Annotated in this window: 10 protein-coding genes and 1 pseudogene; 3 read left to right on the top strand and 8 right to left on the bottom strand. The window is 68.9% G+C overall.

Annotated features, from left to right (window positions below; genetic code table 11):
- On the top strand, positions 1-426 hold a 426-nt coding region (locus tag AB0J09_RS48570), incomplete at its 5' end, for a UTRA domain-containing protein (RefSeq protein WP_360707461.1).
- 15 nt (positions 427-441) lie between these two features.
- Here AB0J09_RS48570 and AB0J09_RS48565 read toward each other — a convergent pair.
- Entirely contained in the window at positions 442-585 is a 144-nt protein-coding gene (locus AB0J09_RS48565) for a hypothetical protein (protein ID WP_360707458.1), read from the bottom strand.
- A 220-nt stretch (positions 586-805) separates the two neighbouring features.
- On the opposite strand from AB0J09_RS48565, the gene AB0J09_RS48560 reads away from it, so the two are divergent.
- Positions 806-1564, top strand: coding sequence for an aldo/keto reductase (locus AB0J09_RS48560; protein ID WP_360707456.1), 759 nt, complete (start codon positions 806-808; stop codon positions 1562-1564).
- 82 nt (positions 1565-1646) lie between these two features.
- Here AB0J09_RS48560 and AB0J09_RS48555 read toward each other — a convergent pair whose 3' ends face one another.
- The 7 genes from AB0J09_RS48555 to AB0J09_RS48525 form a co-directional block, all read right to left on the bottom strand.
- Complete coding sequence (locus AB0J09_RS48555) at positions 1647-1898, bottom strand: hypothetical protein (protein ID WP_360707453.1); 252 nt, start codon at positions 1896-1898, stop codon at positions 1647-1649.
- A gap of 92 nt (positions 1899-1990) precedes the next feature.
- Positions 1991-2119, bottom strand: coding sequence for a hypothetical protein (locus tag AB0J09_RS48550; protein ID WP_360707450.1), 129 nt, complete (start codon positions 2117-2119; stop codon positions 1991-1993).
- 39 nt (positions 2120-2158) lie between these two features.
- Complete coding sequence (locus AB0J09_RS48545) at positions 2159-4255, bottom strand: exo-alpha-sialidase (protein ID WP_360707447.1); 2097 nt, start codon at positions 4253-4255, stop codon at positions 2159-2161.
- 302 nt (positions 4256-4557) lie between these two features.
- On the bottom strand, positions 4558-5142 hold the full coding sequence (locus AB0J09_RS48540) for a carboxymuconolactone decarboxylase family protein (protein WP_360707444.1): 585 nt from the start codon (positions 5140-5142) through the stop codon (positions 4558-4560).
- Positions 5143-5170: 28 nt separating this feature from the next.
- On the bottom strand, positions 5171-5599 hold the full coding sequence (locus tag AB0J09_RS48535; protein WP_360707442.1) for a prolyl oligopeptidase family serine peptidase: 429 nt from the start codon (positions 5597-5599) through the stop codon (positions 5171-5173).
- Between the two features lie 103 nt (positions 5600-5702).
- On the bottom strand, positions 5703-6770 hold the full coding sequence (locus AB0J09_RS48530; protein ID WP_360707464.1) for an amidohydrolase family protein: 1068 nt from the start codon (positions 6768-6770) through the stop codon (positions 5703-5705).
- A gap of 142 nt (positions 6771-6912) precedes the next feature.
- Positions 6913-7650 (bottom strand): VOC family protein, encoded by a 738-nt coding sequence (locus AB0J09_RS48525; RefSeq protein ID WP_360707439.1) that lies wholly within the window; start codon positions 7648-7650, stop codon positions 6913-6915.
- Between the two features lie 176 nt (positions 7651-7826).
- Here AB0J09_RS48525 and AB0J09_RS48520 point away from each other — a divergent pair.
- Positions 7827-8033: pseudogene (locus AB0J09_RS48520) on the top strand (DNA-binding transcriptional regulator); the annotation flags it as partial.

Genomic DNA, 8033 nt, shown 5'->3' with positions numbered 1-8033 from the left:
GCCCCCGCCCGGATCGCCGCGGAGCTGCGGCTGCGTCCCGGCGACACCGCCCTGCGGCTGGAGCGGGTCCGCGAGTTCGCGGGACGTCCCGCCGTACACCAGGTGTCCTGGGTCCGCCGGCCGGCGGCCGACCAGATCCGCGACCGCGACTTCACCGCCGTCTCCCTCTACACGGCCCTCGCCGACGCGGGAGTGACGGTCGCCCGGGCGTCCGAGGTGGTCCGGCCCGGTTTGCTCGACTCCGCCGCCGCCCGCCACCTCCACGAGCCGCAGGGCAGCCCGGTGCTCGTCAGCACCCGGATCACCTACACGCTCGACGCCACGCCCGTGGTGTCCGACCATGCCACCATCCTCGGCAGCATGATGGAGATCCGCACCGAACGCGCCGCCACCGGCCTCTCTCTCACCTGGGGCGCCACCAGCTGAGAACCTCTGTGCGGTCTATCCCACCGTGGCGACGAGCAGGTTCTTGCGGACCTTGCCCGTCGCGTTCCTGGGCAACTCGCTCGCGATCTTGAACGCGAAGTATGGGAGAAAGGGGCAGTGTCCCTTGATCACCTTGCCACAGACTTGGGCCAAGTCCATCCCGGCCTCGCGTCACGGTGTAGCCGGGCCATCGAGCGGACGCAGGTACCGCGTCGTACGGCGTTCGCCTGTGGCACCTCGCGCCAGCTCCTAACAGCCTCATGAGAACGCCACTGGCGCACGGTATCCGCCACGACCAGGCGGCGGCGCCGCGCTCACGGCCGAGGGGCGGAACCGGGAGAGACACAATGGAGCAATGTCACTACACCAAGGTTCGACAGTGAAGCTGAGCGGCGATGTGGAGATGCCGCTTCTGGGGTTCGGCACGTGGCAGATGCGTGGCCGCCAGGCGTACGAGGCCACGTTGGCCGCGTTGGAGACGGGTTACCGGCACATCGACACCGCGACCATGTACGGCAACGAGCCGCAGATCGGGCAGGCGCTGCGTGACAGCGGCCTCGACCGGCGGGACGTCTTCGTCACCACCAAGCTCCCGGCCGGTAACGCGGGCCGGGAATGGGAGACGATCCGCCAGAGTCTCAGAGAACTGGGCACCGACTACGTGGACCTGTGGCTGATCCACTGGCCGACCGGGCCGGACGAGCTGGTGCGGACATGGGAGGAGTTCCTCGCGATCCGGGAAGGCGGCCTGGCACGGGCGGTAGGGGTGAGCAACTTCAGCCCGGCCCAGATCGACAAGGTGACCGCCGCCACCGGGCAAGCCCCGGCGGCCAACCAGATCCCGTGGAGCCCGTCCGGGCACGACGCCCGGCTGCTGGCCGAGCATCGCGACCGCGGCATCGTCGTCGAGGGGTACAGCTCCCTCAAGGACACTGACCTGCGCGACCCGGTCCTGGCCGAGATCGCCTCCCGGCACGCGGTGACCCCGGCCCAAGTGGTCCTGCGCTGGCATCTCGAACATGGCATCGTCATGATCCCCAAGTCGGCCAACCGCGGCCGGATCGAGATGAACTTCGATCTGTACGCCTTCGCCCTGGATCAGGAGGAGATCTCCCGCATCGACGCCCTCTCCAACTGATCGGGCGCCCGCCAGCGTGCACGGACTTGGGCACCTCGCGATGGTCGTTCCCGGTCTTCGGGCTGGCGCACTTGTTCGGGTTCTATCCAGCAGGTTTGGGGGTGCACTGGAGCTCGCTTCCCGAGCCCGCGTTGATCGTTTCCCAAGTCGCGGGGCAAGAGGCGAGGGACGCGATCACGCCGGCCCGCCCCAGCTTGACCTTGCTGGTTCCGCGCACTCCCATGCCGCTCCCGATGAAGGTGCGCCTGCCGTTGCTCAGGTGCACCTCCTTGGACAGGTCGGTGGAGGCCTGGCCGTAGAACTCGGCCCTCGCGCCGGCGCCGCGGGCGAGCATGCGCGTTACGCATCCATGGCGGGCCGATCGATACGAGATCGGCTCCAATCACCTCTGCCAAGACTTCGGGCCGGCGAGGGCCCGCGGCACGCTTACGCCGTCGAGACCCCGCGCCCGGGCTGCGCAACATGCTGGACGAGGCGGTCGCCCATTGTGGCGTGGCCGTCGTCCGTCGGGTGTGCGTCGTTCTGCAGTCCGTCGCTGATCGGCACCCGCTTCATGCCCACCAAATGTACGTGCTTGCCCTCGCGCTGCAGCCGTTACCCGGGTGAGCGCAGCAGCCGGACGGCGTCAGCGATGACCACCCCATCTGCGGCGTTGCTCAGCTCGATCCGGCCTACCCCCTCGGTGATGTGGAACGTGCCGAGCGAGACCCAGGAGCCGCCGCGCGGTTCCGTCACCCCGCTGCTGCGCTGACTGATCCGCACGAGCGTGGTCCCGTCGGCGTGGCGAATCCTGAAGGGCGCGTTGCTCGCGCGGTTCGCGTGCCCGGTGAACGAGACCTGTACCTCGTAGTCGCCGGTGTGCGGGACCACCGGCCGCCATCGGACGACGCGTTCGCCCGTGCCGGCTGGCGCCCATCGGTAGTTGCCGCCCCGGTAGCCCGGCACGCTTGCGCTGGCCGACCAGGTGCCGCTGATCACCTCGTAGCCGAGTTCGTCGTTGTCGACCACCGCCTCCTCCCGGACGTCGGGCTGCGAGGGCGCGTCGATCAAGCTCAGCGTGTCCAGCGAGACCAGCCTGCCGCCGCCGCGGCCCACCCCGGACGCGGTGAACCGGATCTTGTGCGAGCCGGATGTCAGCTCGAGGCTGCCGAGTTGTGCGACGTCGTAGCCGTCAGCCCGGTCGGCGGTGGTGTCCACCAGCGCGACCCGGGGCTTGAGACCGTCGACCGTGACGGTGACCAGACCTCCGGCAGCGCTCCGGAAGTAGCGCAGCAGCAGCTCATAGGTGCCCGGCGTCGGGACGTTCACGGTGTATTCGACGTAGGCGCCGGTCTGAGACGAGGTGAAGACCACCCGTTTCCCCCCACGGGCCACGGGGTCCTGGACGACGGACATGGTGCCGCCCGATGTGGCGGCGCTGGCGGTGAGATCGAGGAGCCGTTCGGTGTAGCCGGGCCCTCCGGACAAACTGTCACGGCCGCCGCTCAGCCATTCGAGCGAGAACCGGCACATGACCACCCGGCGGGGGAAGCTCGGGTTGTCGCCGTCACGGCCATACAGGAGCAGGATCCTCCCATCGGAAAGCCGGCCGAGCTCTGAGTAGTACGACCGCCCCTCGTTGATCACCCGGCTGTAGCGGAAGGAGTGCGCGTCGTCGTAGCTGATCGATACGGTCAGGTTGGTACGCACCGGGGAGTCGGGGCGGCTGAACAGCACCCTGCTCACGTCGGACGTGCCTGGCCCGCCGGTGTAGCGCAGCAGGCTCGCATCCACGGCGTTGAACGTGCCGGTGGCCCCGTCAAGACGCGGCGGCGACCAGGTCAGCCCGCGATCGACGCTGACCGACACGATCCGCTGCCGGTTACCGCCCGCTGCGGCCCGGCCGTTGATCAGCACCGTGCCATCGGACCTTTGGACGAGCCTGGCCTCGTTGATGGGGTAGGCGACGGAGACCGGCACCTCCCCTGTGGCATGCCAGGTCTGGCCGTGGTCGTCACTGTAGATCGACGCCACGCCGTAGTAGCGTTCCGTGACAGTGTTGCCTGTGACCACGCGGCGGTGGGCGCAGTTGAGCAGCAGCCGACCGTTGTCCAATTGGATGCCGTGTCCAGGGCCGGGGCCGTGCAGCTTCCATTCGTATGGGAAATGGCCGAACAGGCCGGACATGTCACGTGGCTCGCTCCAGGTGCGACCGCCGTCGCCGCTGGAAATCATGTACAGATCGCCGATGTCGCCGGAGCAACTGGTGTTCTCCGGCAGTCGGATGGAGAGCATGTAGAACAGGAAGATGTCGCCGGTGATCCGGTCGAGCACGAAAGTCGGGTTTCCCCACGACTGGCCATCGATCGAGGCGAGCAGCGTTTGCGTCGGTTCCCAGGTGTCACCCCCGTCGGGGCTACGACGGACAAGCAGGTCTCGGGGACCAGCATCGCAAACCTCGTGCCGGCCTTCCGTGACGACCAGGACAGTGTCGTCCGGCAGCACGGCCAGCCCGTGAACGTGGTAACTCTCCAGCGGATCCACGGTGTTGTCCCACAGCGTCGTCTCGTCGAACGGCGTCGCCGATCGCCGTAACCCCGTCGCACCCGCGGGTAAGGCAGAGCCGAGTGCGGCAGCCAACGACGCTGCGGCGACTGTGAGGCCGAAGGCTCGGCGCCCGATGAGGGAGTGACGGGAATCCGGCTGTGACATGTGCTGCCTCCGGCGGTGGGGGATGTGGGGCAAGGGCCAGCCATCAGTCAAGTACGGGTGCGGGGCGGACACGTGACGGCCGCCGCGCGTTTGGGAGATCATCTCACCGGATGAGGGAGACGCCGATCACATTGCCCGCCTTGACATAGCGGCGGATCAACTCCAGCGCACGGATCATCGGCGGATGGGCGGTGTTGTTGCTCTTGAACTCCAGTGTCTCCAGCAGCGCGATCCTGGGCGTGATCGGCTATGTCGCCTTCCTCGTGGGCCCGCCCGGTCTCGGCTTCCTGCCCGCCACCTCGTCACGAGGACGGCGCACCGATCGCGAACACTTCCATCAGCTGCGCAAGGGTGCGGTAGTACCCGATGAGGACGACCAGCTCCACGACGCCCTCGGGTCCGAGCACCGTGACCGTGGCCTCGTACTCATCGTCGTCCAACGGGCGAGGGTCGTCCTGCAGGCGTCGGCACAGGGAGTAGGCCGCCGCCTCGGTGGGATCCTCGGAGGTGAAGGTGCCGAGGGCCAGGGCGGACAGCTCCTCTTCGGTGAGCCCTGCAGCGCGTCCCACCCGCTCGTGGGCGTATCTCTCGAAGTCGCTACCGGTGGCCGCGGCGACAGTGAGGATCGCGATCTCGCGGGTGCGGGCACTCATTCGCGTGTGATAGCGCACCGCCGCTCCCAGATCCTGGAGCGGCCCGCCGAGGGCGGGCGTGTACAGCATCACGCCGAAGGGCCCGTTCAGAGAGCCATCCCGGTCCTGGAGCGCGAAGTGCTGGGGCCCCGTGACGCGGGGACCCGAGGTGATCTGCTGGTAGAGGGCCAACTGCTCCGCGCTCAGCTCGGCTTGAGTCAGTTTCGGAAGCCGGGGATCAGTTGTGTCGTGCATGCCCGATGTCCTGTCCGTTCTCGTCGTGTCAGAGGTGGGTGGTGAAGAACCGCGCGACGGCGGCGATGGTCTCGTCTTCATCGAACGCGGAATCCTCGTGGTTGGCGCCGTCCAGGAGCATGGTCCTTGCCTGGCCGCCGACCGCCCGTACTGTCTCCGCGAGCCATTGGCTCTGCTGAGCCGTGGTGATGGCGTCGCTCGTCCCGTGCAGGAGCAGCATGGGAGGGCTTCCGGGGTGGACATGCGTGATCGGGCTGAGGGCGCAGAGGTGCTCCTCGGTGAGCTCTGACTCGGGTACGCCCGCGAGCTCGGAATGGTCCGCTCGGGTGCCGATCAACCAGCCGCCGCCGTGGAGATACAGGACGGCGGGCACGCCCGCCGGATCGAGGACGTCTGGGATGTAGAGGTCGAGCAGGAGGTCTGCCGTGTCTGTCGAGGCATAGTGAAGCTCCTTCACGACGTGGACGGCATGGCGTCGGGTCATTGCTTGGTTGTTCCCCCTCGTATCTCGGTGATCTGTGCCCTCCGGGCCGTCGACGCCGTGGTCGGATCAGGTGCCATTAGCGTGTCGCCGCAATGGCCGCGAGGACTCGCTCCTGCGAGCGGCGAGCAAGGTCCAGCGCCCGGCGCGGGTCGCTGGTCACGAGCTTGCCTCCGCGTTTGACGATCCGGCCGCCGACCAACACGGTGTCGACGTTGCCCGGGTGGGCGGCGAGTACTACCGCTCCGGCGGGGTTCGAGACCGGGGCCAGGTTAAGGTCTTCCGCTCGGATGAGGATCACGTCGGCTTGCTTGCCGGGCGTGAGGGAGCCGGTCCTGTGGGCGAGCCCGGCCGCCTGGGCGCCGGCCAGGGTGGCGAACTCCAGGACGTCGTGCACCTGGAGGTTCGCGGGCGCCCCCAGCGCCCGCGAGTGCCCCCCGCCCATCCACGTGCGGTAGTACGCCAGGAGCATGCGCATCTGCGAGAACATGTCCCCAGAGCATTTGGTCTCGGTGTCGCCGCTCAGGCTCGGCCGGATGCCCGCGGCGAGCAGCCGGTCGAGGGGGATGTCGCCCATACCGGAGGAGTTGAGTTCGCAGTGCACGCCCAAGGAGACGGACGCGCCGGCGTCGGCGATCATCGCGAACTCGTCGTCGGCGCAGCGCCAGCAGTGGACGAAGGTGATGTCGTCGCCGAGTACGCCGGCGTCCCGCATCTGGGTGACGGCCCGGTGGCGTGCGTTGTGTTCGTACGCGCCGACGTGGACGGTGGTGCGGGTGGCCAGGTCCCGGGCCGGGCGCAGGTCGCCGAGCCACACCTCGCGCCGGGCCACTTCGGGTCCGCGAGCGGCCATGGCCAGGGTCAGGAGCTGGTCTTCGGAGGCGAAGTACTGCTCACGCAGGCAGCGGATGTCCTGCGGGTGGCCGAGCGCGCTGTCGTTGGTCCACTCTCGGGCCGGCGGCCAGCCGTGGGCGAACACGGCGCGGATGCCGGACTCGGTCAGGGCCTGGACGGCGGCGTCTGAGTGGCCGGGGGAGATCTGGACGTGGGACCAGTCCACCAGCGTGGTGATGCCGGAGTCGAGGGCCGCGAGGGCGCCGAGGAGGTTGCCCGCGTACACGTCTTCCGGGCGGTAGCCGGCGCCGATCGGTCCGGTGGTCGGTGAGGAAGTCGTCCAGGTGCCGGGCGAGCGGGTGCTCGCGACCGAGCTGTTCGACGATCACTCCGGCGAGCAGCCGGCCGCCGCCGTCGAGCCGGCGTACGGCACGCAGACGGCGAAGGGTTCCGCGTCAGCCCGAGCCGAGGACGCAGAACTCGTTGCCCTCCGGGTCGGCCAGGACCGTCCACGGCACGTCGATCTGGCCAAGGCTGATGTCGGTGGCGCCGAGAGCCCGCAGCCGGGCCAATTCCGCTGCTCGATCGTCACCGGGGTACGGCGCGAGGTCGAGATGGACGCGGTTCCACACGACCTTCGCCTCAGGCGTGCGCAGGAACTCCAGATACGGCCCGACGCCCTTGGGGGAGCGCAGCACCGCGTGATCGTCGGTCACCTCGTGCAGGGTCCAGTCCACCGCTTGGCCCCAGAACCGGGCCATGGCCCGCGGATCCGCGCAGTCGACCACCACCGCCGCGATCGGCCCGATGTCTCGGTAGATCTCCCGAGGCTCCAGCACGCAGAACTCGTTGCCCTCCGGGTCGGCTAGGACCGTCCACGGCACGTCGCCCTGGCCCACGTCGGCGGGCGTCGCGCCGAGATCCGTCAAACGCGCGACCAGCTCCGCCTGATGAGCCGCAGAAACGGTGGCCAGATCGAGGTGCACACGGTTCTTCACCGTCTTGGGTTCCGGGGAGGCGACGATGTCGACGCAGACGGCCGCGGGGTCGGGCCAGACGAACCCCACAGGCAGGAGGTTGATCACGCCGGGTCCCTCGCTGGAGACACTCCAGCCGAGCGTCTCCGCCCAAAACCGGCCGAGCGCGGATTCATCCCGCGCTTTCATATTGATCTGAACAAGCTGCATCGCCATACCGCGGATCCTATGCCCACCTGGCTAAACGCGACGAACCGCGCACCTCCTGCTCATCCGGCGGCACCGGGCAGGTCGGGGCCTTCGCCGAGCTGCCGAAGGCCTTGGGTGGGCGCGAAGGCGGTGATGGCGTAGCGGCCCAGGCAGTTGAGGTGGGCGTGGCCGAGGGGGCTGAGGTGGGCGACGTCGAGGCGCTGTCCGCAGCCGGCGTCCCGGTCTACGCCGAACGTGGCCGGCACGGCGGTTTCGCGTTGCTGCCCGGTTTCCGGACCGAGCTCACCGGACTGAACCACGACGAGGCCCTTGCCCTGCTGGTCGCCGGATCGCGGCGCGGCGCGCAGGTATTCGGCCTCGGCTCGGCGCTCGCTTCGGCCATGCTCAAG

Origin of the sequence: Nonomuraea sp. NPDC049784 (assembly GCF_040659615.1) — a bacterium.
GTDB lineage: Bacteria > Actinomycetota > Actinomycetes > Streptosporangiales > Streptosporangiaceae > Nonomuraea.
This window is presented reverse-complemented; position numbering and strand designations above follow the sequence as displayed.

Excerpts from the sequence above, each read along its gene's own strand:
- AB0J09_RS48565 (WP_360707458.1), bottom strand. The coding sequence starts at position 585 with ATGGACTTGGCCCAAGTCTGTGGCAAGGTGATCAAGGGACACTGCCCC.
- AB0J09_RS48555 (WP_360707453.1), bottom strand. The coding sequence starts at position 1,898 with ATGCTCGCCCGCGGCGCCGGCGCGAGGGCCGAGTTCTACGGCCAGGCC.
- AB0J09_RS48550 (WP_360707450.1), bottom strand. The coding sequence starts at position 2,119 with ATGAAGCGGGTGCCGATCAGCGACGGACTGCAGAACGACGCACACCCG.
- AB0J09_RS48545 (WP_360707447.1), bottom strand. The coding sequence starts at position 4,255 with ATGTCACAGCCGGATTCCCGTCACTCCCTCATCGGGCGCCGAGCCTTC.
- AB0J09_RS48540 (WP_360707444.1), bottom strand. The coding sequence starts at position 5,142 with ATGCACGACACAACTGATCCCCGGCTTCCGAAACTGACTCAAGCCGAG.
- AB0J09_RS48525 (WP_360707439.1), bottom strand. The coding sequence starts at position 7,650 with ATGGCGATGCAGCTTGTTCAGATCAATATGAAAGCGCGGGATGAATCC.